We start from the raw sequence: 23,735 nt of genomic DNA on the forward strand, positions 1-23,735 counted from the left end.
CCTCAGCCCTTGTTGTCCATGGCGGTGCGCAGCCCGTCGGACAGGATGTTGAAGGAGATCGAGGTGACGAAGATCATCACGCCCGGCAGCGCCGCGACCCAGGGCTGCACGTAGATCGCGGTGCGCAGCGTGTTGAGCATCAGCCCCCACTCGGGCTCCGGCGGCTTCACGCCCAGGCCCAGGAACGACAGGCCCGAGGCCAGGATCATCGACACCGCGATCAGGCTGGTGGCGTACACGAAGATCGGCCCGAGCACGTTGCCCAGCACGTGCACCCGCACGATGGTGAAAGGCCCCGCGCCCGAGGCGCGCGCCGCCTCCACGTAGTCGCGGTTGCGCACCTGCGTGGTCACGCTCTCGGCCACCCGTGCGATCTGCGGAATGAAGACGATGGTCAGCGAGATCAGCGAATTGACCACGCCCGCGCCCAGCGCGCCCGACAGCGCGATGGCCAGCAGCACCGACGGGAAGGCGTAGAACACGTCGATGGTGCGCATGATGAGCGTGTTGGTCAGCCCGCCTGCGTAGCCCGCGACGATGCCGATCACCGTGCCCAGCACGAAGGCGCACAGCACCGGCGTGATGCCGATGAAGAGCGACAGCCGCGCGCCGACGATGAGGCGCGAGAGCATGTCGCGGCCCAGCTCGTCGCTGCCCAGCGGCAGGCCCTCGGTGCCGATGGGCTTGAGCCGCTTGAGCATCGACGACTGGTAAGGGTCCGACGGTGCGAGCCAGGGGCCGAAGATGGCGAGCGCGATCAGCAGCAGCACGACGACCGCGGCGCCGACGGCCACCGGGTCGCGCCTGAAGCGCAGCCAGACCGAGGCCCAGTAGCCGCGAGAGCGCTGGGCCGGCAGCGGCTCGACGGCCGCGGCGATGGAGGAGGGGGCGAGCACGGAGGACATGGTCTTTCAGGCCCGGGCGATGCGCGGGTCGAGCAGGGTCTGCAGCACATCGACCAGCAGGTTGAGCACGACGAAGAACAGCGCCAGCACGAGGATCGTGCCCTGCAGCAGCGGCAGGTCGCGCTGGAAGATGGCCGAGTTCAGCAGGAAGCCGGTGCCCGGCCAGGAGAACACCGTCTCGATGAGGATCGAGCCGCCGAGCAGGTAGCCCAGCTGCAGCCCCATCACCGCCAGCGCGGTGGGCGCGGCGTTCTTCACCATGTGGCGGAACACGCCGAAGTGCGTGAGTCCCTTCGCGCGCAGGCCGACGATGAACTCCTGCTCGAGGATCTCGGCCACCAGCGCGCGCACGGTGCGCGCGATGATGCCCATCGGGATCACCGACATCGTGACCGCGGGCAGCAGCAGGAACTGCAGGTGCGCCCAGTCCCAGGCCCAGTCGTCCGAGCCGCTGGGGCCCGCGCCGGTGGCCGGCAGCCACATGAGCTGCGAGGAGAACACGATCACCATCACCATGCCCAGCCAGTAATGCGGCACGCTCACGCCGAGCACCGAGAACATCGAGGCCAGCCGGTCGGGCCAGGAGCCGCGGAAGTAGCCCGCGACGAAGCCGAACAGACTGCCCAGCACGAAGCCGATGAAAGTGGCCACCACCGCGAGCCGCAGCGTGTTGCCCACCGCGGTGAACACCTCGCCCGCCACCGCGCGGTTGCTCGCGATCGACACGCCCAGGTCGCCGTGCAGCGCGCGCCACAGCCACATCGCGAACTGCTCGGGCAGCGAGCGGTTGAAGCCGTACAGCTCGCGCAGCTGCGCCTGCAGCTCGGCGGAGGCGTCCGGCGGCAGTATCGACACCAGAGGATCGCCCGGCGCGATGTGCACGAGCAGGAAGCACACGAGCGCCACGCCGATCATGATCGGCACGGCGTAGATCACGCGGCGCAGGAGGTAGGCGAGCATCGGGGGCTCGTCAGTCCATCGACATGGTTGCGATGTCGATGAACCAGCTCTTGGGCTGCACTACGTTCTTCACCTTGGCCGACATGGCCCGCGGACCGACGTCGTGCGCGATCCACACGAAGGGCGCGTCGTCGACGATGTACGTGTGCAGCTTGGCCAGCGCGGCGTCGCGCGCCTTGTCGTCGAAGCTGGTGCGCGCGTCGGCCACCAGCTTGTCGACCTCGGCGTTGCCGTAGTAGCCCCAGTTGTTCGACACCGGCGGGACGGTCTTGGTGCTCACGAAGCGCACCATCGCGAAGAACGGGTCCATGGCGGCGAAGCTTATGTTGACCGCGTTCGCGCCGTTGGCCGACGGGTCCTTCGCGCCCTTGCGCCAGTTGGTGAACAGCGTGTTCCATTCGATCACGTCGAACTGCACGTCGAAGTAGCACTGCTTGAGCGACTGCTGCGCGAACTCATTCATCGGCAGCGGCTGCATCTGGCCCGAGCCCGAGGCCGAGATCTGCACTTTCACCTTGATCGGCTTGGCGGCCGAGTAGCCGGCCTGCGTCATGAGCGCCTGGGCGGCCTTCACGTCGTAGCGGATGTCGAAGGTGGGCTTGCCGAACCACGGGTGCCCCGGCGGCACCGTGCCCTTGGGTTCGGCCATCATGCCGCCCAGCAGCTGCTTCATGCCGGCGCGATCGATGCACAGGTTGGCGGCCTGGCGCACGCGCTTGTCGAGCCAGGGCGAGCCCTCGGCGAACGAGAGCTGCCAGGGCCACACGTGCGGCTGCGCGTTCGAATAGATCTTGAAGCCGCGCTGCGTGATCTGCGCCATGGCGTCGGGGGCGGGCGCCTCGATCCAGTCGACCTGCCCGCCCAGCAGCGCGGCGGTGCGCGCGTTGGCCTCGGGCATGGGCAGCAGCACGACCTTGTCGATCTTCGGCACGCGCTTGGCGTCCCAGTAGCCCTTGTTGGCGGCCAGCTCGAGCCGCTCGCGCGCCACGAAGCGCGTGACCTTGAACGGGCCCGAGCCCGACGGGTCGGCGGCGAAGGCGGTCCAGGCGGCCTTGGCCTTGTCTGCGGGGGTGGCGCCGGCGGCCGCGTCGAACTTCTTCTGCCAGTGGGCAGGCGAGGCCATGAACAGGTTCGTGAGGTTGATCGGCAGGAAGGCGTCGGGCTCGCTGGTGGTGAGCTCGACCGTCGTGTCGTCGATCTTGCGCGCCGACTTGAGCGTGGGCATGCGCGAGGCTGTCACGCCGACCTGGCTGGGGTCGAACTGCGGCGCATCTTTGTCGAGCACCTTCTGCACGTTCCACACCACGGCGTCGGCGTTGAAGGCCGAGCCGTCGTGGAATTTCACGCCGGGGCGCAGCTTGAAGACCCACTTGGTCCTGTCCTTGGCGTCGACCGCCCACGAGGCGGCGAGGCCGGGAATCAGCACGCTGGGCGCATCGGCCTTCGACAGGTCCCATTGCGTGAGCGAGTCGTAGATCGGGATGCCGGTGAAGCGGTTGCCCTCGAAACCCTGGTCGGGCTGGCCCAGCGTGCGCGGAATGTCGGCGGCCGTCATGGCGATGCGCAGCGTCTTCTCCTGCGCCATCGCATGGGGCGCGGCGAGCACCAGTGTGGCGAGCGCCGCGCAGGCGGCCAGGGGTTTCAGGAACAGGGCAGGGGCAGCACGCTTCACATGGAACTCCGTTGGAATGAAAGGGGAAAAGAACGTAAATAACTGTCAAGCACGACATGTGCCAGCGAGGGAGTCCCTTGTGGAGCGAGGGCCATGACGGCTGCCGGGCGTTCCTGCCGGCGTGGAAAAATTTGTGCTTCCCGCGAACCGTCCGGCGGGTTTGACGCCTCCTGGTGTCCGAGGGTCTTCCTCATGCACTTACTCATCACCAAGAAGGAACGAAGGAACCGCCATGCTCTACGCAAAGAATCTTCCCGGCTGGGAGCGCGCACTGCGCATCGTCATCGGCCTTGTGGCACTGGCTTTCGCGGCCGTCGGCTGGAGCACAGCCGGCTTCGGGCTGGGCGTGGCCGTCACGCTCATGGGCGCCACGCTCGCGCTGACGGGCCTGTTCGGCTTCTGCCCGATGTGCGCGATGCTCGGGCGCAAGCTCGACGGAAAGGGGCACTGAAGCATGGCCGCGGGCATCGACCGATCCAGCCTAGTCCACGCCGCGCAGACCGGCGACCCGGCCGCCATCGCGAGCCTGCTCGCGGTCTGCCAGGCCGATGCGCGCCGCTACGCCTGGCGGCACTGCCATGCCAGCGACGTCGACGACGCGGTGCAGGAGTCGCTGCTGGTCATCGCGCGCAAGGTCCGGGGGCTGAAGGCCGCGGCGGCGTTCTCGTCGTGGCTCTTCACCGTCATCCGGCGCGAATGCCTGCGGCTGCAACGCGCGATGTTCAGGCACGAGCCGCTCGACGAGGAAGCGGCCGAGCGGCAGCTGCTCAGCCGCGGCGACGCCGCGCTGCGGCTGGACCTCACCCACGTGCTCGAATCGCTGCCCGCGCACTACCTCGAGGTCGTGCTGCTGCGCGACTTCGAGGAGCTGACCATCGCGGAAATCGCCGAACGGCTCGGCGAACCGCCGGGCGCCGTGAAGAGCCGCCTGCACAGGGCGCGTTCGCTGGTGCGCGAGTACCTGCTGGGGCCCGGTGCGACAATCCCCGGGCCATGACAGACACCCTCACGATCACCCGCCCCGACGACTGGCACCTGCACGTGCGCGACGGCGCCGCACTCGAAGCCGTCGTTCCCCACAGCGCCCGCCAGTTCGGCCGCGCGCTGATCATGCCGAACCTCCGCCCCCCCGTGACCACCGCCGCGCAGGCCGTGGCGTACCGCGACCGCATCCGCGCCGCCGTGCCTGCCGGCACGGGTTTCGAGCCGGTGATGTCGCTCTATCTCACCGACAAGCTGCCGCCCGAGGAGATCGCGCTGGCAGCCGAAGCCGGCGTGCGCGCGCTCAAGCTCTATCCGGCCGGCGCCACCACCAACAGCGATGCCGGCGTGACCGACATCCGCAAGACCTACAAGACGCTCGAAGCCATGCAGAAGCACGGCCTGCTGCTGCTGGTGCACGGCGAGGTGACCGACCCGGCCATCGACCTGTTCGACCGCGAGGCCGTGTTCGTCGACCGCGTGATGATCCCGCTGCGCCGCGACTTCCCCGAGCTCAAGGTGGTGTTCGAGCACCTCACCACCAAGGAAGGCGCCCACTACGTGCGCGACGCCGGCCGCTTCACTGCCGCCACCATCACGGCGCACCACCTGCTCTACAACCGCAACGCCATCTTCACCGGCGGCATCCGCCCGCACTACTACTGCCTGCCCGTGCTCAAGCGCGAGACCCACCGCGTGGCGCTGGTCGAGGCGGCCACCAGCGGCAGCGACCGCTTCTTCCTGGGCACCGACAGCGCGCCGCATCCGGCGCACCTGAAGGAGCACGCGCTGGGCTGCGCCGGCTGCTACACCGCGCTCACCGCCATCGAGCTCTACGCCGAGGCCTTCGACAACGCGGGCGCGCTCGACAAGCTCGAAGGCTTCGCGAGCTTCCACGGCCCCGACTTCTACGGCCTGCCGCGCCACACCGACACCATCACGCTCAAGCGCGAGAGCTGGACCGTGCCCGAGACCGTGCCCTACGGCGACGCCACGCTCAAGCCGCTGCGCGGCGGCGAAGCCGTCAACTGGAAGTTCGCATGACGGTTCCCTCGCTGCGCGTGATGCTCCTGATCGACGCCGACAACGTGTCGGCCGAAGTCATCGAGCAGGCGGTGGAGCGCACCATGGACGAGTACGGCGCCATCCACGTGCGCCGCGCCTACTGCAACGCCGAGATGGCGGTGAACCGGCAGGCGCTCTTCAAGCGCCTCTCGGTGCGGCCGATGGTGAACCTGTCGGCCGGCAAGAACAGCACCGACATCGCGCTGTCGGTCGATGCCATCGACCTCGCCATCGCCGAGCGGCCCGACGTGGTGGTGCTGGTGTCGTCCGACTCCGACTTCGCGCCGCTCGTGATCCGCCTGCGCGAGAAGGGCTGCCGCGTCTGCGGCATCGGCCAGCAGGGCAAGACGGGCGAGGAAACCATAGGCATCTACGACGCCTTCACCGACATCGCGCACAACGCCGTCGCCAAGCCGGCCGCGCGCACGGTGGCCGCGAAGAAGACGGCCGCGGCGAAGACCACGCGCGCCAAGGCCGCGCCCGCCGCGAAGAAGACCGCGACGAAGACGGCAGCGCGCAAGACGGCGAAGGCTGCCGGCAAAGCCGAGCCCAGGCCCGAGCCGCAGCAGCAGGCACAGCAGCAGCCGCAACCCTCGGAAGCCGCCGAATTCATCCTGCAGGCCGCCCCGGCCCTGCGCAGCGGCAAGGACGTGCCGCTCAACGATGTGGCCAAGGCCCTGCGCACGGCAGGCCTGCTCGGCAAGAACAGCAGCTCGCTGAAACTCTTCGAGAAGCTCACGGCCGAGTTCGCGCTGATGCAGCACCCGGACCGCATCCGCTGGACCGGCGCCCCCGCGCCTTGACCCTGCCGTCGATCGACTGGGCGCAGCCCTGGCTCGCACCCTATCGCGCCGACGGCGAAGCGGCAGCGCAGGCTGTCGCGCGCAGCGATGGCTGCATTGCGGCCGCGCTGCAGGGCATCAGGCCCGTATCGGCGCCTGATTTCGTGAGGCAGCACGAACTGCCCGCCGGGCAGGCCTACGAGGCCCACATCTTCCAGACCCGCACCGTCCCCACCCGCGACAACCTGCACGACTTCTTCAACGGCCTGGTCTGGGTCGCCTTTCCACGGACCAAGCGCCGCCTGAACGAACTGCAAGCCGGCGAGATCGCCCGCGACGGCGTCGGTGCCACGCGCGGTGCGCTGCGCGATGCCCTCACGCTGTTCGACGAGAACGGCGCCTTGCTCGATGCGCCGCCGGCGCTGTGGCGGGCGCTGGTTGCGCGCGACTGGCACACGCTCTTCGTCGGCGAGCGCGGGCTGTGGCGCGAGGCCAGGCTGGTGCTCTTCGGCCATGCGCTGCTGGAGAAGCTCGTCACGCCGCGCAAGCCCATCACCGCGCATGTGCTGTTGCCGGTGCACGGCGAAACCGGGCCGGCGGCGCTCGACGACGCCCGAGTGGCCGCCGCGCTCGACCCGCTGCGGCTCGAACACAAGCCCTTCGTGCCGCTGCCGGTGCTCGGCGTACCCGGCTGGTGCCACGACAACGAGGCAGCACGGTTCTATGACGATCCGCAGGTCTTCAGGCCCTTGGCCGGTCGGGGAATACCGGGGCCCTAGAACTTTTGCTCCTATCATGGCTCTACCGGCTGCCGCCGACCGGAGCGCCCAGAACACCTAAAACTCCCAGGGCTTCCAGGCCGCGAACTGCCTGAACATGGCGCGGAAACGGCTTGAAGAGGGCCCCGGGGCCCTCATCTGGGTGGCAGATTTCCCCACGGAGAATTCAACTTGAAACGTATCCTTCTGTTTGTCCTGACCAACGTGATGGTCGTCGCAGTGCTCGGCGTGGTCGCCAGCCTGCTCGGCGTCAATCGCTTCCTCACGGCCAACGGGCTCAACCTGACCGCGCTGCTCGGCTTCGCGCTGGTGATGGGTTTCGGCGGCGCGATCATCTCGCTGCTCATCAGCAAGCCGATGGCCAAGTGGACCACCGGCCTGCACATGATCGACAACCCCCAGACGCCCGACGAGGCCTGGATCGTCGGCACGGTGCGCAAGTTCGCCGACAAGGCCGGCATCGGCATGCCCGAGGTCGGCATCTTCGAAGGCGAGCCCAACGCCTTCGCGACGGGCGCGTTCAAGAACTCGTCGCTGGTGGCGGTGTCCACCGGCCTGCTGCAGAACATGACGCGCGAAGAGGTCGAGGCCGTCATCGGCCACGAGGTGGCGCACATCGCCAACGGCGACATGGTCACCATGACGCTGATCCAGGGCGTGATGAACACCTTCGTCGTGTTCCTGTCGCGCGTGATCGGCTATGCGGTCGACAGCTTCCTGCGCCGCGGCGACGACCGCAGCTCGGGCCCCGGCATCGGCTACTACGTGAGCACCATCGTGCTCGACATCGTGCTCGGCTTCGCCGCCGCGATGGTGGTGGCCTGGTTCTCCCGCCAGCGCGAATTCCGCGCCGACGCCGGCTCGGCCGCCCTCATGGGCAACCGCCAGCCCATGGTCAACGCGCTGGCCCGCCTGGGCGGCCTGCCCGCCGGCGAACTGCCGAAGGCGGTGGAAGCCATGGGCATCACCGGCAGCATCGGCAAGCTGTTCGCCACGCACCCGCCGATCGAGGAGCGCATCGCCGCGCTGCAGAACGCGCAGCGCTGAGCGGGACGGGCCATCCGGCCCGTGACTCGACAAAGAGAAAGCCGCCACGTCACCGTGGCGGCTTTTTCATTTGGACGGTCGCAGGCTCGAAACTGCGACGCGGGGGCTTCCGAGTCAGTCGGCAGCCGGAGCTTCAGGAGCGGCCGGGGTTTCCGTCGCTTCCGGCGTGGGCGGAGCTTCCTGCGCAGCGGCAGCAGCGGCCGCCTGATCGCGCCGCACGCGCTGCAGGGTCCGCGTCACCTCCGCCGGGTTCATGCCGTACATCTCCGCAAACTCCTTCTCGCTGCGCCCGCTGGCCTCGAAGGCGCGCAGCAGGGCCTCGCGCTTGGCGGCCTGTTCCGCGAGCAGGGCGAGGGCTTCGTCGAGCACGGCGTTGTTGTTCGCGTCGCGCGAGCGCACCAGCACGGCATAGGCCTCGCGGTCGAGGCCCGAGGCTTCGACGGCGCGGGCCAGGCGCGCCACCAGTTGCGGGCGCAGGTCTTCGCCGGTGCGTTGCGAGCGGCGGCGGTGCAGTTCGAGGATGGCGTGGTGCACGTGCTCGGGCGCCACCGGTTCGGCGACGTTGCCGTCGAGGTCATGGCGCGGATGGCCGGCGGCCACGCTTTCGAGGTAGCGCGTGGATCGCGCGTGCAGGCCCATCGCCACCTTCAGGTCTTCGGCCTTGAAGTCGTCGGGGTGGCGGGCAATCAGCTCTTCGTACACGCCGAGCTTCAGCGGCAGGAAGCGCGCGCCGAAGAGGTTCGGGTACAGCTCGAACAGGCGCTCGAGCGCCGGGTGCACCTTGCGCTGCGGGCGCGCGGGCTGCTGAGGCTGTTGTTGCTGCTTCTGTTGCGAAGGCTGCTGGCGGCCCTGCGCCTGCTGCGGCTTCTTGGGCTTGCGCTGCTGCTGGTGTTGCGGACGCTGCCTGGTCTGCGCAACGGCTTGCGCGGTGTCGGCTTCGGGCGCGGTCGTCGCGCCGTCCGTGCCGGCACGCAGGGCCTGCAGCTGCTGCGCCATGTCCATGCGCTCGCCACGGGGGCGGCGCGACTTGTTGTTCGGGTTGGCGGTGGTTGCTTCGGTCATTCTGGAAATCCGGCGCGAAGGCGCGAAGAAAGCAGGAAGTGGTTCAGTGGAATGCGCTCGCGCATGCGGCGCGGCGCAGGGAATGGGGTGCTGGGTGCATTGTCGTTTCCGTGGCCGTCGTCAGCTCATGGCGGCGGAAGTGCGCGCGGCCTGGCGGCCGATCAGCAGCCGGAACGGCAGCAGCATCAGCACGCCGACGGCCAGCTTCACCGCGAGGTCGCCCAGCGCCCAGGTGAGCCACGGGCCCTCGGTGCCCGCGAAGGCGATGCCCCAGAACACGATGCTGTCGAGCACCGCCGCGATCACCGTGGCCACCAGCGGCGCGCGCCACCAGAGGCCGCGGCGCAGGCGGTCGAAGACGCCGATGTCGAGCAGCTGCGAAGCGATGAAGGCCAGTCCCGAGGCCGCCGCGATGCGCACCGGCGCAAGCAGCAGCGAAACGCCCACCGCCACCGCGAAGCCCACCCACGCCACGCGCCGCGCCATGCCGGGGCCGAAGCGCCGGTTGACGAGATCGCTCACGAGATACGCCACCGGATAGGTGAAGGCGCCCCAGGTCAGCCAGTCGTTGATGGCGAACTGCACGAGGACGTTGGAGGCGAGCACCACAGCCGCCATCGCCAGCGTGGCGACGACCAGGTGGCCCAGGGTGGGGCGCTCGAAGCGGATGGCTGAGTGCTGCATGGTCTGCATCAGACGCTCGCAGTGCGTTCGCGCTCCGTCTCGGCCAGCACGCTGCGCGCCACGGCCTCGGCCACCTTGATGCCGTCCACGCCGGCCGACAGGATGCCGCCCGCGTAGCTCGCGCCTTCGCCGGCGGGGTACAGGCCGCGCACGTTGAGGCTCTGGAAGTCGTCGCCGCGCGTGATCTTGATGGGCGAGGAAGTACGCGTCTCGACGCCGGTGAGCACCGCGTCGTAGGTGTCGAAGCCCTTGATCTTGCGGCCGAAGGCGGGGAAGGCCTCGCGCATCGCCTCGATGGCGTAGGCGGGCAGGGCCTTGTGCAGGTCGGTCGGCGTCACGCCCGGCTTGTAAGAGGGGATCACGCTGCCGAGCGCGGTGGAGGGCTTGCCGGCGATGAAGTCGCCCACCAGCTGGCCGGGCGCGCGGTAGTCGCCGCCGCCGAGCACGAAGGCGTTGCTTTCCAGTTCGCGCTGCAGCGCGATGCCGGCGAGCGCGTCTCCGGGGTAGTCGCGCGGGTCGATGCCCACCACGATGCCCGCGTTGGCGTTGCGTTCGTTGCGCGAGTACTGGCTCATGCCGTTGGTGACCACGCGGCCCGGCTCGCTGGTGGCCGCGACCACGGTGCCGCCGGGGCACATGCAGAAGCTGTAGACCGAGCGGCCGTTGCTCGCGTGGTGCACCAGCTTGTAGTCGGCCGCACCCAGCAGCGGATGGCCCGCATGGCGGCCCCAGCGCGCGCGGTCGATGAGGCCCTGCGGATGCTCCACGCGGAAGCCGATGGAAAAGGGCTTGGCCTCGATGTGCACGCCGCGCGCATGCAGCATCGCGAAGGTGTCGCGCGAGCTGTGGCCCAGCGCCATCACGACGTGGTCGGCGCGCAGTTCGCTGCTCTGGCCGGTGGCCTGGTCGAGCACGGTGAGCCCGCGAAGATGGCCGTCCTCGATGCGCACGTCGGTCACGCGCTGCTCGAAGCGGATCTCGCCGCCCAGCGCCACGATCTGCTCGCGGATGTTCTCGACCACCTTCACCAGCTTGAAGGTGCCGATGTGCGGGTGCGCGACGTAAAGGATCTCGGGCGGCGCGCCGGCCTTCACGAACTCTTCCATCACCTTGCGGCCGAGGAAGCGCGGGTCCTTGATCTGGCTGTAGAGCTTGCCGTCGGAGAAAGTGCCGGCGCCGCCTTCGCCGAACTGCACGTTCGACTCGGGGTTGAGCTCGCTCCTGCGCCACAGGCCCCAGGTGTCGCGGGTGCGCTGGCGCACGGTCTTGCCGCGTTCGAGCACGATGGGCCTGAAGCCCATCTTCGCGAGCATCAGCGCCGCGAAGATGCCGCAGGGGCCGAAGCCGATCACCACGGGCCGCAGCGGCAGGCCTTCGGGTGCGCTGGCTGGCGGTGTGTAGCGCATGTCGGGCGCGTTCTGGATGTGTGGGTGGCCCGCGTGCTTCGCGAGCAGGGCGGCTTCGAGCTTTGCGTCGGACAGCTGCACGTCGCAGATGTAGACGGTGAGCAGTTCGACCTTGCGCGCATCGAAGCTGCGCTTGTAGACGGTGTGGGAAGCGATCGCTTCGGGCGGGACGCCGAGCGTCCTGGCGATCAGTGCGGCCAGCGCCTCTGGCGCGTGGTCGAGCGGGAGTTTGAGTTCGGAGATTCTCAGCATGGCGTGGGGCTTGTAGTTATCAAGCAGACCACGGATTTTAAGCGCCCGGAGCGCTATGAAAGCGATAGCTGGATCAGGCGGGCAGGAAGCCCTCTACCGACAAGTAGCGCTCGCCGGTGTCGTAGTTGAAGCCCAGCACCACCGCGTCGGGCGCGAGCGACGGCAATTTCTGCGCGATGGCCGCGAGCGTGGCGCCCGAGGAGATGCCGACCAGGATGCCTTCTTCTTGCGCACAGCGGCGGGCCATTTCGCGCGCCGGCTCCGCGTCGACCTGCAGCACGCCGTCGAGCAGCGAGGTGTCGAGGTTCTTCGGAATGAAGCCCGCGCCGATGCCCTGGATGGGGTGCGGCGAAGGCTGGCCGCCCGAGATGACCGGCGAGGCCACCGGCTCCACCGCGAACACCTGCAGCTTGGGCCATTTCTTCTTCAGCACCTTCGCCACGCCCGTGATGTGGCCGCCGGTGCCCACGCCGGTGATCAGCACGTCGATGCCGTCGGGGAAGTCGACGGCGATCTCCTCGGCCGTGGTGCGCACGTGCACGTCGATGTTGGCGGGGTTGTTGAACTGCTGCGGCATCCATGCGCCGGGCGTGCCGGCCACGATCTCTTCCGCACGGGCGATGGAGCCCTTCATGCCGTTGGCGCGCGGCGTGAGGTCGAAGGTGGCGCCGTAGGCCAGCATCAGGCGGCGGCGCTCCACCGACATGCTGTCGGGCATCACCAGGATCAGCTTGTAGCCCTTGACGGCCGCCACCATCGCCAGGCCGATGCCGGTGTTGCCCGAGGTGGGCTCGACGATGGTGCCGCCGGGCTTGAGCGCGCCGCTCTTCTCGGCGTCTTCGACCATCGCGAGCGCGATGCGGTCCTTGATGGAGCCGCCGGGGTTGGCGCGCTCGGACTTGATCCACACCTGCTGCTTCGCATTGCCGAACAGGCGGTTGATGCGGATGTGCGGCGTGTTGCCGATGGTCTGGAGGATGTTCTGGGCCTTCATGGGATCTCCTTGGGAATCAGTGCGTTTGTCGGACGGGCAGCGCACATTGTGAGACCGGCCCGCCGCTGCGCTCGGGCGGAGGCGATAATCCACCCCGTGAAGCACGCCAGACCGCCGCTGGTGCAAGTGCCGAAAGGCCGCACTGGAGGAACGTCCGGACTGCACAGGACAGCGCAGGAGTTAACGACTCTCCACCGTGAGGTGAGGATCAGAGCAACAGAGACGAGCCGATTGAGTTCGGGTGAAACGGGCAATCTCTGCGCGCAGCAACACCAAGTAGGCCAGTATCGAGGTGGTTCCGCTGAGCTGGCGGGTAGGTGGCATCGAGCCGTCTGGTGACAGGCGGCCCAGAGTAATGGCGGTCACGCCGCGGGTTCCGCAAGGGGCCTGCGGTGCACAGAATCCGGCTTATCGGCGAGCTTCACACTTTTCTTCTTCTTTCCCCTTTCCGTTTTTCCGCGCCCTTCGGCCCTGACCGAAGGCGGGCGCGAGCCTTGCCGCCTGCAGGGATTGGTAGTTACCCGTATAATCGGTAGCATGCTAATTAATAGGCGGCTATCTTGACCACCCAATCCACCCCCCAACTGACGCGCGAACAGTCGCTGATGCGGCTCGGCACTTCGCTGGCGACGCTGCAGCGCGGCTACCGCGCCGCGGCGGACAAGGCGGTGGCGCATGTGGGCGTGTCGCAGACGCTGGCCTATCCGATCGTGATGCTCGGCCGCATGAACGGCGACGTGCGCCAGGGCGTGCTGGCCGAGGCGCTGGGCATCGAGGGGCCCTCGCTGGTGCGCTCGGTCGACCAGCTGGTGGAAGCCGGCCTCGTCGAACGCCGCGAAGACCCGGCCGACCGCCGCGCCAAGACCCTGCACCTCACCGAGGCCGGCAAGGCCGTGTGCGAGCCCATCGAGGCCGCTCTGACGCTGATGCGGGTGTCGCTGTTCGAGGGCGTGTCCGACGAGGACGTCGCGGCCTGCCTGCGCGTGTTCGCCGTACTGGAGGAGCGCATGGGCGTCCGCACCGTGCAGAGCCTGCCGCCGCCGTCGCAGGAAGGGCGCGGGTAGCCCGATGGCCGCGTTCAGCCTGCCGCGCTTCAGCCGCGCGGAGATCCTCTTTTCCAGCAAGAGCTTCGCTGCCGCCATGCTGGCGATGTATCTCGCCAGCCGCGCCGGCCTGCCGCGCCCGTTCTGGGCGCTCATGACCACCTACATCGTCGCCCACCCGCTGGCCGGCGCGGTGCGTTCCAAGGCGGTGTTCCGTTTCCTCGGCACGCTCATCGGCTGCACCGCCACCGTGCTGCTGGTGCCGGCGCTGTCCAACGCGCCCGAGCTGCTCACGCTGGTGCTTGCGCTGTGGGTGGGGCTGTGCCTGTGCATCTCGCTCTTCGATCGCACGCCGCGCTCGTACGTGTTCATGCTCGCGGGCTACACGGCGGCGCTGATCGGTTTTCCGTCGGTGCAGACGCCGCTTGCGCTGTTCGACACCGCCGTGGCGCGCGTGGAGGAGATCGGCCTGGGCATCTTCTGCGCCACGCTCATCCACAGCCTCGTGCTGCCCGCGGGGCTCGCGCCGACCGTGCTGGGCCTGCTCGACCGCACGCTGCAGGACGCGCGCAAGTGGCTGGGCGATCTCTTCCAGCCCGCCGGCCGCGGCAGCGCCGAGCCGCGGCGCCTCGACGACGACCGCCGCCGCCTCGCCGGCGACATCACGCAGCTGCGCCTTCTCTCCACCCACGTTCCCTTCGACACCACGCACCTGCGCTGGACCGCCGGCGCTATCCGCGCGATGCAGGACCGCGTCGCCGCGCTCACGCCCGCGCTCTCGGCCGTCGAAGACCGACTGCTGGCGCTGGAACAGGCCGAAGGCGCCATCGCGCCCGACGTGGCTGCCGTGCTCGCCAAGGCCGCGCAATGGCTGCGCGATGAAGCCGATTCCTCCGGCGATGCAGCGACCCGCGCCGGCCGCCTGCAGGAGCTGCGCAGCGCCATCGACGCCCTGGGCGCCACGCCGCCGAATGCAGAACAAAAGGGTCGCTGGGGCCGCGCCCTGCGCATCGGCCTCGCGGGCCGCCTCGAAGAGCTCGTCGACGGCTGGACCGCCTGCGCCCAGCTGCGCCAGGATATCGACGAAGGCCTGAAGGGCGCCGCGCCGCTGCGCCGCACGGCCGCGCTCGGCAGTCGCGTGCTGCACCGCGACTACGGTATGGCGCTGCTGTCGGCACTGGCCGCCGTCATCGCCATCTGCCTGTGCGGCGCCTTCTGGATCATCACCGGCTGGCCGATGGGTTCGGCCGCGACCATGATGGCCGCCGTCTTCTGCTGCTTCTTCGCGACCATGGACGACCCCGTGCCGGCGATCCATGGCTTCCTGAAGTGGACGCTGTGGTCCGTCCCGATCTCGGCCGTCTACGTGCTGGTGCTCATGCCCACGGTGCAGGACTTCGGCATGCTGGCGCTCATCTGCGCGCCGCTCTTCCTGCTGCTGGGCTTCTACTTGCCGCGCCCCACGCACTTCATGCCCGCGATGGCGCTGATCTTCGGCGTGTGCGGCACGCTGGCGATGCACGACACCGCCAGCTCCGACCTGGTGAGCTTCCTCAACAGCATGATCGGCCAGATCGTCGGCGTGGTCGTCGCGGCGCGCGTCACGCGTCTCGTGCGCTCGGTGGGCGCCGACTGGAGCGCGCGGCGCATCCAGCGCGCCACTTGGCGTGAGCTGGGCGACATGGCAGCGTCTTCGCAGCCGCAGTACGCGCAGAGCGACGCCTATGCGGTGCGCATGCTCGACCGCATCGGCCTGCTCGCGCCGCGCATCGCGCAGGCCGGCGGCACTGTCGAGGGCGTGGCCGCCAACGACGCGCTTCGCGACCTGCGCATGGGCGCCGACATCGCGGTGCTGCAGCGCGTGCGCGGCCAGCTGCCGCTGGCTACCTCGGCCGCGCTGCTCGGTGGCATCTCACGCTTTTTCCGCCAGCGCGCGGAGGGCCGCATGAACCCGCGCCCGCAAGGCCTGCTGCCGCAGATCGACGAGGCACTGGGCGCCATGCTCGATGCGCGCGACGCCGCTCCTTCCACCGCAGCGCGCTCGGCCGTCACCGCACTGGTCGGCCTGCGCCGCAACCTCTTTCCCGACGCGCCGCCCTCGCTCGCGAGCACGTCCCTCACTTCGCAAGGAGCTTCCGCATGATCGGCGAAGCCAGCTTCTACGGCCTGTACCTGCCCTGGATCATGGTGCTCGCGCTTGTGGCACTGCTCGTGCTGTGGGGCGTGCGCCGCCTGCTCGCGGCCACCGGCGCCTATCGCTGGGTGTGGCATCCGGCCCTCTTCGACATGGCGCTCTACCTGCTGCTGCTCTACGCGCTCAGCCGCGCCAGCGCCTACCTCCAATGACAACAACGAGATTCCAATGAAAGCCGCCCGAACTCCAACCGACACCAATCCGTGGGCCCAGCGCCTGGGCCGCATCCTCATCACCCTGGCCGTGGTGGCCGCCGCCGTGTGGGCCGGCCTGCGTCTGTGGGACCACTACGAACTCGCGCCGTGGACGCGCGACGGTCGCGTGCGCGCCAACGTCGTGCAGATCGCGCCCGACGTCTCGGGCCTGGTCACGGCCGTGCCCATCCACGACAACCAGCCCGTGGCCGCCGGCACGCTGCTGTTCGAGGTGGACCGCGCGCGCTACGACCTCGCCGTGCGCCAGGCCCAGGCCGCGCTCGCCGCGCAGCGCGCCGTGAGCGCGCAGGCCCAGCGCGAGAACGCGCGCAATGCCGGCCTCGACGAGCTGGTGTCGAAGGAGTCGCGTGAACAGACCCGCTCGCGCGTCGAGCAGATGCAGGCCGCCGTCGCGCAGGCCGAAGTGGCGCTCGACTCCGCCCGCCTCAACCTGCAGCGCGCCCAGGTGCGCGCGCCGGCCGACGGCCTCGTCACCAACCTCGACCTGCGCCAGGGCAGCTACGCCGCGGCGGGCCGGCCGGTGCTCGCGCTGGTCGATGCGCAGTCGTTCTACGTCGAAGGCTATTTCGAAGAGACGAAGCTGCCGCGCATCCACCTCGGCGACCGCGTGCGCGTCACGCCCATGGGCGGCGGCGCGGTGCTCGAAGGCTCGGTGGAGAGCGTGGCCGCCGGCATCGCCGATCACGACCGTTCCACCAGCGCCAACCTGCTGCCCAGCGTGAACCCGACCTTCAACTGGGTGCGGCTTGCGCAGCGCATTCCGGTGCGCGTCAAGCTCGACCCGCTGCCGCAGGGCGCGCGGCTCGTCGCGGGCCAGACGGTCACGGTGCAGGTGCTGGAGAACAAGCCGGCGCAGAAGACGGCGGCAACGGCTTCCACGCCGCAGAAGGGATGAACGACATGACCAGCTTCGCATTCCGCCTCGCATCGCTGGCCGCCGCTGCCGCGCTCGCGGCCTGCGCGGCGGTCGGCCCCGACTACAAGCAGCCGCCCGAGGCGCTGGCCAGCCAGAGCGCCGCGGGCAAGCCCTTCGCCGAGGCGCCCGCCAATGCCGCGCCGCTGCCCGCGCACTGGTGGCGCCTGTACCACGATCCGCTGCTCGACAGGCTGGTCGAGCAGGCCCTCGCGCACAACACCGACCTGCGCCAGGCCGTCGCGAACCTCGAGCGCGAGCGCGCCATCGAGGACGAGACAGCCGGCGCCAAGTACCCCACCATCGGCGTGAACGGCGGCCCCTCGTTCGGCCACGTCTCGGGCCTGTCGCTGCTGCAGAAGGGCTACGAGCCGCCGAGCACCTTCAACTACAGCGCGGGCGCGTCGCTGTCCTACCAGGTCGACCTGTTCGGACAGATCCGCCGCGCCATCGAAGCCTCGCAGGCCAGCACGCAGGCCGCCGAAGCCGCGCTCGACCTGGTGCGCGTGAACGTGGCGGCAGGCACTGCGCGCGCATATGCCGAAGCCTGTTCCACCGGCCTGCGGCTGCAGATCGCGCAGAAGTCCGTTTCGCTGCAGCAGGACGCCGTCAACGTCACTGACCGCCTGCAGCGCGCGGGCCGCGCCGGCGCCATCGACGCGAATCGTGCACGTGCGCAGCTGCAGCAGCTCAACGCCGCGCTGCCGCCGCTGAAGGCCGAGCGCCAGGGCGCGCTGTACCGGCTCGCCACGCTCACCGGCGCGCTGCCGCAGGACTTCCCGCGCGAGGTGGCCGATTGCACCGTGCCGCCGCGCGTGGCCGGCGTGCTGCCGGTGGGCGATGGCGCCGCGCTGCTGCGCCGCCGGCCCGACATCCGCCAGGCTGAACGCAGGCTGGCCGCATCGACCGCGCGCATCGGCGTCGCCACGGCAGAGCTCTATCCGAAGGTCACGCTGGGGCTCTCTGGCTCTTCCGCAGGCCATGCCGACGGCTTCGGCCGCAAGGACACCTTCGCCTGGAGCCTCGGTCCGCTGATCTCCTGGACCATTCCGAACACCGGCGTCGCACAGTCGCGCATCGCGCAGGCCGAGGCCGGCACGCGTGCCGCGCTCGCCAAGTTCGACGGCACCGTGCTCACCGCGCTGCGCGAGACCGAGACCGCGCTTGCCACCTATGCGCGCGAACTCGACCGCCGCGCCGCACTGCAGGCCTCGCGCGACGAAAGCGCCAAGGTCGCGGCGCAGGCGCGCCAGCTCTACCAGAACGGCCGCACCGGGTATCTCGATTCGCTCGATGCCGAACGCTCGCTGGCCGCCAGCGAGGCCGCGCTCGCGGCCAGCGAGGCGCAGCTGGCCGACGACCAAGTGGTGCTATTCATGGCGCTGGGTGGCGGCTGGGAGCCCGAGGGCGCCAACCTAGCGCGCAACGCCGCGTCGGCGGACGCCGCGACCGCGACCACCAGGCAGTGACCGCAGCCGCATCCTCCGGCCCGCGCAGCGGCGGCGGCCGGCCTCAGCGCGTGAACAGCCAGCCGCCCTTGGGCTGGCGCACCAGCTCATGGCGCTTGACGGCGCGCTCCTCGCCGTCGTCGCCCACGTAGACCACCTCGAAGCGCAGCAGCTTCGGCGAGACCATCTTCCAGTTCTGGATGCGCTTCACCGTCACGCAGGCGGTCTTGTCGTGGTACTGCATCTCCGACATCGGGCCGCCCTGGAAGCCGCTGCCGTCGAACAGGCGCCCGGGCGCGGCAAAGGGGTTGAGTACCGCGCCGTTGCGCGCGGTGATGCAGCCTTCGGTGCGCACGAAGGACTCGATGGTGGGCGAGGCGCTGCGCACCACCTTGCCCACGGCGGGGCTCGGCGGCTTGCTGGCGATGGCCTCGCGGATGCGTTCGACCTGCTCCTCGGTGATGGGTGCGAGGCCGTCCTTCGAGACGATGGCCGGCGGGGGGTGCCGGCGGCGGGGGCGGCGCAGCGGGCGTGAGGTAGGTGCATCCCGTCACCAGTGCCAGCGGCACGGTGCAGGCGAGGGCGGTGCCCTGTGTTCCGAACTTCATGACTCAGTCTCTCCCTGAGGGCTGGCGGCCCTGGAGGCCGCGGGCTGGAATTTGCGGGCCGCGAACATGCGGTGCATCGTCGTTGTCGTCCTCTGTCTTCTCTCTCGACGGTTCTCTTTTTTTCTTCTCTTCTGTTTTCTTGCTGTTGTTTTCAGAAGCGTTCGTGGGGTGCAAGGTAGCGCCACTGGCCGGGCTGCAGCCCCGCCAGCGGCACGCGGCCGATGCGGATGCGCCGCATCGCCAGAATGCGCAGGTCCGCGCCGTCGCAGATGCGCGCGATCTGCCCGGGTTTCGCACCCTTGAGCGCGAAGCGCAGGCCGGTCTGCTCGGCGGTCTGCCGTCCGATGCTCACGCGCGCGGGCGAACGTTCGAGCCGCGCGAGCACCTCGGGGCTCACCGCGCCGGCCACATCGACCATCACCTCGTGCTCGATGAAGGCGGCGTCCTCGTGCAGCTTGCGCTCAACGCGCCATTCCTGGGTGTACGCCACCAGCCCGCTCGCGCCGGCTTCGAGCGGCGTCATGCAGCGCTGGCCCCTCGCATGCGCGGGCAGAAAACGCAGCCCGGCGCGCTCGGGTTCGTGGTGGTTGGCGGCAACGAGCAGTTCGTGCGCGGTGTCGATCGGCATGCCCGCAGGCTTGTACAGCAGCAATGTGACGGGCTCCACCGGCTGCGGCTTCGCGCCGGCCTCGATCTCCACCTGCTGGTGCGACAGCACGCGCGACTGCGGCAGCGTCTGCTGCACGCCGTCGACGCGCACTGCGCCGTTCTCTATCAGCAGCTCGGCTTCGCGCCGCGACACGCCGGCCAGCGCGGCCACGCGTTTCGCGAGGCGGATGCCTTCGTCTTCGGCGGGAGCGCTGCCCATGTTCAATGGAGCTCCGCCAGTTGCCGGATGCGCGCCACGTGCGCGGCCAGCGAGCGCGCGGCCACCGGCCACATGCGCTCGGGCACGTCGTCGTAGGCCAGCGGCAGCCATTGCTCGGGCGTGCCTTCGGGCAGCTTCTGCATCGCGGCGGCGATCTTGGCCTCGCGCTTCAGGCGGTGCGCCTTCAGCATGCCGATGGCGGTGCGCGCGAAGCCGATCACGTAGCCGTGCGCGGGCAGGATGAACTCGATGCCGCCGGCCTCGCAGGCCGCATCGAGCGCGTCCAGCGAATCGAGGTACGCGCTCATGTCGCCGTCGGGCGGGTCGATCACCGTGGTGCTGCCGTTGAGGATGTGGTCGCCCGAGAAGAGCAGGCCGTCTTCCTCCAGCACCAGGCACAGGTGGTTGGCCGCGTGGCCGGGCGTGTGGACCACGCGCAGCGTGTGCGTGATGGACTCGCCGGCTTCGGTGGTGCCGGAGAGCACCAGGCGTTCGCCGTCTTCCAGTTCGCGTTCAGGCGTGAAGCGCGCGGTGGAGCGTGCCGTCGGCTTCGAGGCCAGCCCGAGGATCGGTGGCTTGCTGCCCTTCGTGCACAGCGCCTGCAGCGGCGCCGCGCCCGGCGAGTGGTCGGCATGCGAGTGCGTGCAGACGATCATGCGGATGTCGCCATGCGTGGCGCGCCACAGCCGGCCGATGTGGTCGAAGTCGTTCGGGCCCGGATCGATCACGATGTAGCCCGTGGCCGCATCGCCCACGATGTAGCTGTTGGTGCCGGGGCCGGTCATGATGCTGGCGTTGGGCGCGGTCAGGCGCATCACGTTCTTCAGCAGCGGCACCGGGGCTTCGCTCTGCCAGTCGAGCGCGTGCAGCACCTGGCCGTCGGGGCACACCAGCGCGAGCTCGCCGTAGGGTGATTCGTGCTCCATGTAGCGCACGTCCTCGCCCTTGAGCAGGCCGGCGCGCGGGCAACTGGTCCACAGCGGCAGTTCGCTGGCGCAGGCCACGAGCAGGGCGTCGACGGTGGCGTAGGTGGCCATGCGCTGCAGCGTGCGCACGGTCGGGAAGATCATGAAGAAGCTGCCGGCCTCGTGGCGCGCGAGCGCGTCGGCGGGGCGCACCCAGCAGGGCTCGAACTGCTCGTTCTCGTCGGCCGTGGGCACCTGTCCCTCGGGCATGCGCGCGACGAGGAAGGGCACGTCGAAGCGACGGGGCAGGTCGCGGTCGGTCATCCAGTGCGCGAAGGTGAAGACGCGGTTGGTGTCGAGCACGAGGCCGCGCGCGGCGCACTGGTCGGCGAAGGCGGTGCCGGCGGTGTTGCCACGGTCCATCGCGGCAATGTCTTCGGCAGTGACGGGGCTGCCGTCGGCATGGTGCGCAAGCAGGATGCCCAGTTCCTCGAAGGCCTCGCGGACGGCTGCGATGGCCTGCGTGCGCTGCATGCGGCTCTGCGTGGTGCGGCGGGTGGCGATGCGCTTGGCCGCCTCGTCGGCCTCGTCGATGTGGCCGCCGGGAAATACGTACGCGCCGGGCGCGAAGCTGGCGGTGGCGGAACGGCGGGTCATGAGCACTTCGATGCCGGCGGCGCTGTCGCGCAGCAGCAGCACCGTGGCGGCCGGGCGCAGGGGCGCGGGCTCGCGTGGGGCGTGTAGTTGTTGGGTGGAGCGGACCATGGGGCGATTATCGGGAGCGGGCGCGATACCTGCATGTCGCGCATAAGCTCATATGGAATCGGGCATCAGCCGCGCGCCACAATGCGCGGCTGCACCGTCTGCATTGAAAACAAAAGACTGACCGACCGAAAGACTGCCATGGCTCATTCTCCCCTCACTCGAATCGTTCGCCGCTCGCTGCTGCTGGCCGCGACATCGCTTGCCGTGCCCGCTGCCTTCGCCCAGCATGCCGCGCACGACTGGCCGCAGCAACCCGTCACGCTGATCATGGGATTCCCGGCCGGCTCGGGCGTGGACGTGGTGGCCCGCGCCATCCAGGAGCCGCTCTCCAAGCAGCTCGGCAAGCCGGTCATCATCGACTACAAGTCGGGCGCCGCGGGCAACATCGCCAGCGACTACGTGGCTCACTCCAAGCCCGACGGCTACACGCTCTCTTTCGGCACCGCCGCCACGCACGGCAGCAATGCCGCGCTCTACAAGAAGCTGCCCTTCGACGTGGAGGCCGACTTCGTGCCGGTGGCGCCGGTGCTCGACGTGTCGAACGTGCTCACCATCAATCCCGACGTGATCAACGTCAAGACCTTGAAGGAATTCGTCGAGCTGGTCAAGGCCAACCCCGGCAAGTACAACTATGCGTCTACAGGCAACGGCGCCGGCACGCACATGGCCTTTGCCGAGTTCAATTCGCGCCTGGGCCTGAACATGGTGCACGTGCCCTACAAGGGCGGCCCTGAGGCCATCACCTCGGTGGTGCGCGGCGAGACCTGCTGCATCATGAACCAGGTGCAGACCGTGCTGCCGCACTACAAGGCCGGCAAGGTGCGCCTGCTGGGCGTGACCACCGCGGCGGCCGTGCCCGCGGTGAAGGAGGTGCCCACCATCGCAGCGAGCGGCCTGCCCGGCACCAAGGGCTTCGACAGCTCGATCTGGTTCGGCATCTTCGCGCCCAAGGGCACCGACCCGCAGATCGTCGACAAGCTCAACGCCGCGGTGAAAACAGTGCTCGAGACGCCCGAGATCCGCGAGCGCTTCGAGAGCCAGGGCAACACCGTGCGCATCGAGTCGCCGGCGCAGTTCAAGAAGACCGTGCACGAGAACCGCGTGAAGTGGGCCGAGGTTGCGAAGGCGGCGAACATCAGTATCGATTGAACTTTGTTCGGGGCGCGTCCACAGGCCGCCGGGTACTCCCCTCTGCGAATGTCCCCCGTCGGCGTGATCGCGGCCCCGAACCAAGGCGACGGTGTGGCCTACAGTGTCTTGGTCAACGTAAGAATGAAGCGCGCCTTGTTCGGCGAGTACGTCTGCCTGCCCAACGGACCGAAGCCCAGGTCGATGCCCGGATTGCTCACTGACAGATACGCGCTCTGCTTGTTGGCCCCCTGCACCGAGCCCGCCAGCGAGAGCCCGTTGCCGAAGTCGTAGCTCGCGCCGATGTTGTAGTCGACATACCTCTTGTAGCTCAGGCTGCGGATGTCGCTCGACATGTTCGTGTAGCCCACGGCCGCCTTCAGCGTGAGCTTGGGCACGATCTCCTTGCTGTACGACAGGTTCAGGTAGCCGGTGTTCGTGCCCTTCAGGCCCGAGCCGGCCTTGTTGCCCGCATAGCCGAAGTAGTCCTTCGACACGGTGTGCGAGTACTTCAGCGTGAATGAGCCGATGGTCTCGTCGGTGTAGCCGGCGCTGCCGTAGAGCTCGGTGGTGTTGGCCGAAGAGTTGCCCGGATAGATGTACGTGAGCGCGCCCACGTCCATGTCGAAGGGGCCGGCCTTGAACTTGTAGCCGCCGTAGATGTCGCTTTCGATGCTGTTGCCCTTGAGCCAGTTGACGCTCGAATTCCAGTTGCCCAGGTAGAAGCCGCTGTCGCCGAAGGCGTAGTCGAAGCCGCCCTGGATGGCGGGCTTGAAGGCGCTGGTCTTGGCGTAGTCGTTCTTGCCGAGCATGTCCTGGTCCTGCCCGCGGAATTTGTAGTTGGTGGTGAGCGACACATTGCCGCTGAGCTGTGCGCTCGCGAGCATCGGCAGGGCGCCCAGGGCCGGAAGAACGAGCATCGGCAGTGCGATGCGCAGAAGGTTTTTCATCGAAGAAATCGCTGACGAATGGAGGAGCCGGCAGCGTATGAGTTGCCGTCTAAACGCCGCGTAAAAACTGCGCTCAGCGGCGCAAAAGTTTCGTCTCGGGCATCGTCAT

23 protein-coding genes and 1 other RNA gene are annotated in these 23,735 nt (G+C 69.1%); 13 read left to right on the top strand and 11 right to left on the bottom strand.

All coding sequences use genetic code 11. From position 1 onward, the window contains the following. Positions 1-2: 2 nt before the first annotated feature. The 3 genes from ACHMXA_RS08050 to ACHMXA_RS08060 are packed head-to-tail and all read right to left on the bottom strand — an operon-like array spanning position 3 to position 3,537. Entirely contained in the window at positions 3-905 is a 903-nt protein-coding gene (locus ACHMXA_RS08050) for an ABC transporter permease (protein ID WP_395319929.1), read from the bottom strand. A 6-nt stretch (positions 906-911) separates the two neighbouring features. Beyond that, a complete protein-coding gene (locus ACHMXA_RS08055; protein ID WP_395319931.1) occupies positions 912-1,865 on the bottom strand; it encodes an ABC transporter permease in 954 nt (317 codons plus the stop codon). 10 nt (positions 1,866-1,875) lie between these two features. Beyond that, positions 1,876-3,537 carry an ABC transporter substrate-binding protein gene (locus tag ACHMXA_RS08060; protein ID WP_395319933.1) on the bottom strand — a complete coding sequence of 554 codons (1,662 nt, stop codon included), beginning with the start codon at positions 3,535-3,537 and terminating at the stop codon, positions 1,876-1,878. A 232-nt stretch (positions 3,538-3,769) separates the two neighbouring features. Here ACHMXA_RS08060 and ACHMXA_RS08065 point away from each other — a divergent pair, with 232 nt between their 5' ends. The 6 genes from ACHMXA_RS08065 to htpX all read left to right on the top strand — a co-directional run bounded on the left by ACHMXA_RS08065 (position 3,770) and on the right by htpX (position 8,191). After that, a complete protein-coding gene (locus tag ACHMXA_RS08065; RefSeq protein WP_395319935.1) occupies positions 3,770-3,988 on the top strand; it encodes a DUF2892 domain-containing protein in 219 nt (72 codons plus the stop codon). 3 nt (positions 3,989-3,991) lie between these two features. Continuing rightward, positions 3,992-4,534 carry an RNA polymerase sigma factor gene (locus ACHMXA_RS08070; protein ID WP_395319937.1) on the top strand — a complete coding sequence of 181 codons (543 nt, stop codon included), beginning with the start codon at positions 3,992-3,994 and terminating at the stop codon, positions 4,532-4,534. Next, positions 4,531-5,562: a dihydroorotase gene (gene pyrC / locus ACHMXA_RS08075; RefSeq protein ID WP_395319939.1), complete on the top strand. Its 1,032-nt coding sequence runs from the start codon at positions 4,531-4,533 to the stop codon at positions 5,560-5,562. The genes ACHMXA_RS08070 and pyrC overlap by 4 nt, the downstream gene beginning before the upstream one ends. Next, positions 5,559-6,386 carry an NYN domain-containing protein gene (locus ACHMXA_RS08080; protein WP_395319941.1) on the top strand — a complete coding sequence of 276 codons (828 nt, stop codon included), beginning with the start codon at positions 5,559-5,561 and terminating at the stop codon, positions 6,384-6,386. The genes pyrC and ACHMXA_RS08080 overlap by 4 nt, the downstream gene beginning before the upstream one ends. Next, complete coding sequence (locus tag ACHMXA_RS08085) at positions 6,383-7,144, top strand: DUF3025 domain-containing protein (protein ID WP_395319943.1); 762 nt, start codon at positions 6,383-6,385, stop codon at positions 7,142-7,144. Before ACHMXA_RS08080 ends, ACHMXA_RS08085 begins: the two co-directional genes overlap by 4 nt. A 171-nt stretch (positions 7,145-7,315) precedes the next feature. Then, positions 7,316-8,191 (top strand): protease HtpX, encoded by an 876-nt coding sequence (gene htpX / locus ACHMXA_RS08090; RefSeq protein ID WP_176667782.1) that lies wholly within the window; start codon positions 7,316-7,318, stop codon positions 8,189-8,191. 114 nt (positions 8,192-8,305) lie between these two features. Here the strand turns inward: htpX and ACHMXA_RS08095 are convergent, their stop codons facing one another. From ACHMXA_RS08095 to cysK, 4 genes are all read right to left on the bottom strand, one after another. Then, positions 8,306-9,253, bottom strand: coding sequence for a ProQ/FINO family protein (locus tag ACHMXA_RS08095; RefSeq protein WP_176667783.1), 948 nt, complete (start codon positions 9,251-9,253; stop codon positions 8,306-8,308). A gap of 120 nt (positions 9,254-9,373) precedes the next feature. Then, positions 9,374-9,937, bottom strand: a complete 564-nt coding sequence (locus ACHMXA_RS08100; RefSeq protein WP_395319946.1) for a VUT family protein — start codon at positions 9,935-9,937, stop codon at positions 9,374-9,376. An 8-nt stretch (positions 9,938-9,945) separates the two neighbouring features. Then, the gene (locus ACHMXA_RS08105) at positions 9,946-11,595 is read right to left on the bottom strand and encodes an NAD(P)/FAD-dependent oxidoreductase (protein WP_395319948.1); all 1,650 of its coding nucleotides are present in this window, start codon (positions 11,593-11,595) and stop codon (positions 9,946-9,948) included. Between the two features lie 73 nt (positions 11,596-11,668). After that, on the bottom strand, positions 11,669-12,589 hold the full coding sequence (gene cysK / locus ACHMXA_RS08110; protein WP_395319950.1) for a cysteine synthase A: 921 nt from the start codon (positions 12,587-12,589) through the stop codon (positions 11,669-11,671). 98 nt (positions 12,590-12,687) lie between these two features. On the opposite strand from cysK, the gene rnpB reads away from it, so the two are divergent. The 6 genes from rnpB (at position 12,688) to ACHMXA_RS08140 (ending at position 18,423) form a co-directional block, all read left to right on the top strand. Then, an RNA gene (gene rnpB, locus ACHMXA_RS08115) (RNase P RNA component class A) lies at positions 12,688-13,016 on the top strand. Between the two features lie 178 nt (positions 13,017-13,194). Continuing rightward, the gene (locus tag ACHMXA_RS08120; protein WP_395321254.1) at positions 13,195-13,653 is read left to right on the top strand and encodes a MarR family winged helix-turn-helix transcriptional regulator; all 459 of its coding nucleotides are present in this window, start codon (positions 13,195-13,197) and stop codon (positions 13,651-13,653) included. Between the two features lie 4 nt (positions 13,654-13,657). Next, positions 13,658-15,775 (top strand): FUSC family protein, encoded by a 2,118-nt coding sequence (locus tag ACHMXA_RS08125; RefSeq protein WP_395319952.1) that lies wholly within the window; start codon positions 13,658-13,660, stop codon positions 15,773-15,775. After that, a complete protein-coding gene (locus ACHMXA_RS08130; RefSeq protein WP_395319954.1) occupies positions 15,772-15,978 on the top strand; it encodes a DUF1656 domain-containing protein in 207 nt (68 codons plus the stop codon). The genes ACHMXA_RS08125 and ACHMXA_RS08130 overlap by 4 nt, the downstream gene beginning before the upstream one ends. Positions 15,979-15,994: 16 nt before the next feature. Continuing rightward, the gene (locus tag ACHMXA_RS08135; RefSeq protein ID WP_395319956.1) at positions 15,995-16,936 is read left to right on the top strand and encodes an efflux RND transporter periplasmic adaptor subunit; all 942 of its coding nucleotides are present in this window, start codon (positions 15,995-15,997) and stop codon (positions 16,934-16,936) included. Continuing rightward, positions 16,933-18,423, top strand: a complete 1,491-nt coding sequence (locus tag ACHMXA_RS08140) for an efflux transporter outer membrane subunit (protein WP_395319958.1) — start codon at positions 16,933-16,935, stop codon at positions 18,421-18,423. The genes ACHMXA_RS08135 and ACHMXA_RS08140 overlap by 4 nt, the downstream gene beginning before the upstream one ends. Before the next feature lie 43 nt (positions 18,424-18,466). Here ACHMXA_RS08140 and ACHMXA_RS08145 read toward each other — a convergent pair whose 3' ends face one another. The 3 genes from ACHMXA_RS08145 to ACHMXA_RS08155 form a co-directional block, all read right to left on the bottom strand. Continuing rightward, positions 18,467-18,802: a hypothetical protein gene (locus ACHMXA_RS08145; RefSeq protein ID WP_395319960.1), complete on the bottom strand. Its 336-nt coding sequence runs from the start codon at positions 18,800-18,802 to the stop codon at positions 18,467-18,469. Positions 18,803-19,161: 359 nt separating this feature from the next. Further along, on the bottom strand, positions 19,162-19,878 hold the full coding sequence (locus tag ACHMXA_RS08150; protein WP_395321255.1) for an RNA pseudouridine synthase: 717 nt from the start codon (positions 19,876-19,878) through the stop codon (positions 19,162-19,164). A 2-nt stretch (positions 19,879-19,880) separates the two neighbouring features. Further along, positions 19,881-21,548, bottom strand: coding sequence for an MBL fold metallo-hydrolase (locus tag ACHMXA_RS08155; protein ID WP_395319962.1), 1,668 nt, complete (start codon positions 21,546-21,548; stop codon positions 19,881-19,883). Positions 21,549-21,686: 138 nt separating this feature from the next. Between ACHMXA_RS08155 and ACHMXA_RS08160 the strand changes: the two genes are divergently transcribed. Then, entirely contained in the window at positions 21,687-22,697 is a 1,011-nt protein-coding gene (locus tag ACHMXA_RS08160; RefSeq protein WP_395319964.1) for a Bug family tripartite tricarboxylate transporter substrate binding protein, read from the top strand. Positions 22,698-22,795: 98 nt separating this feature from the next. On the opposite strand, the gene ACHMXA_RS08165 is transcribed toward ACHMXA_RS08160, so the two are convergent. Continuing rightward, positions 22,796-23,626, bottom strand: a complete 831-nt coding sequence (locus tag ACHMXA_RS08165) for a TorF family putative porin (RefSeq protein WP_395319966.1) — start codon at positions 23,624-23,626, stop codon at positions 22,796-22,798. Positions 23,627-23,735 lie beyond the last annotated feature (109 nt).

The organism is Variovorax sp. UC74_104 (genome assembly GCF_044055375.1).
GTDB lineage: Bacteria > Pseudomonadota > Gammaproteobacteria > Burkholderiales > Burkholderiaceae_C > Variovorax.

Excerpts from the sequence above, each read along its gene's own strand:
- ACHMXA_RS08120 (WP_395321254.1), top strand. The coding sequence starts at position 13,195 with ATGCGGCTCGGCACTTCGCTGGCGACGCTGCAGCGCGGCTACCGCGCC.
- pyrC (WP_395319939.1), top strand. The coding sequence starts at position 4,531 with ATGACAGACACCCTCACGATCACCCGCCCCGACGACTGGCACCTGCAC.
- ACHMXA_RS08080 (WP_395319941.1), top strand. The coding sequence starts at position 5,559 with ATGACGGTTCCCTCGCTGCGCGTGATGCTCCTGATCGACGCCGACAAC.
- ACHMXA_RS08130 (WP_395319954.1), top strand. The coding sequence starts at position 15,772 with ATGATCGGCGAAGCCAGCTTCTACGGCCTGTACCTGCCCTGGATCATG.
- ACHMXA_RS08050 (WP_395319929.1), bottom strand. The coding sequence starts at position 905 with ATGTCCTCCGTGCTCGCCCCCTCCTCCATCGCCGCGGCCGTCGAGCCG.
- ACHMXA_RS08125 (WP_395319952.1), top strand. The coding sequence starts at position 13,658 with ATGGCCGCGTTCAGCCTGCCGCGCTTCAGCCGCGCGGAGATCCTCTTT.
- ACHMXA_RS08150 (WP_395321255.1), bottom strand. The coding sequence starts at position 19,878 with ATGGGCAGCGCTCCCGCCGAAGACGAAGGCATCCGCCTCGCGAAACGC.
- ACHMXA_RS08155 (WP_395319962.1), bottom strand. The coding sequence starts at position 21,548 with ATGGTCCGCTCCACCCAACAACTACACGCCCCACGCGAGCCCGCGCCC.
- ACHMXA_RS08100 (WP_395319946.1), bottom strand. The coding sequence starts at position 9,937 with ATGCAGCACTCAGCCATCCGCTTCGAGCGCCCCACCCTGGGCCACCTG.
- ACHMXA_RS08135 (WP_395319956.1), top strand. The coding sequence starts at position 15,995 with ATGAAAGCCGCCCGAACTCCAACCGACACCAATCCGTGGGCCCAGCGC.
- cysK (WP_395319950.1), bottom strand. The coding sequence starts at position 12,589 with ATGAAGGCCCAGAACATCCTCCAGACCATCGGCAACACGCCGCACATC.
- ACHMXA_RS08065 (WP_395319935.1), top strand. The coding sequence starts at position 3,770 with ATGCTCTACGCAAAGAATCTTCCCGGCTGGGAGCGCGCACTGCGCATC.
- ACHMXA_RS08165 (WP_395319966.1), bottom strand. The coding sequence starts at position 23,626 with ATGAAAAACCTTCTGCGCATCGCACTGCCGATGCTCGTTCTTCCGGCC.
- ACHMXA_RS08055 (WP_395319931.1), bottom strand. The coding sequence starts at position 1,865 with ATGCTCGCCTACCTCCTGCGCCGCGTGATCTACGCCGTGCCGATCATG.
- ACHMXA_RS08095 (WP_176667783.1), bottom strand. The coding sequence starts at position 9,253 with ATGACCGAAGCAACCACCGCCAACCCGAACAACAAGTCGCGCCGCCCC.
- ACHMXA_RS08160 (WP_395319964.1), top strand. The coding sequence starts at position 21,687 with ATGGCTCATTCTCCCCTCACTCGAATCGTTCGCCGCTCGCTGCTGCTG.
- ACHMXA_RS08105 (WP_395319948.1), bottom strand. The coding sequence starts at position 11,595 with ATGCTGAGAATCTCCGAACTCAAACTCCCGCTCGACCACGCGCCAGAG.
- ACHMXA_RS08070 (WP_395319937.1), top strand. The coding sequence starts at position 3,992 with ATGGCCGCGGGCATCGACCGATCCAGCCTAGTCCACGCCGCGCAGACC.
- ACHMXA_RS08140 (WP_395319958.1), top strand. The coding sequence starts at position 16,933 with ATGAACGACATGACCAGCTTCGCATTCCGCCTCGCATCGCTGGCCGCC.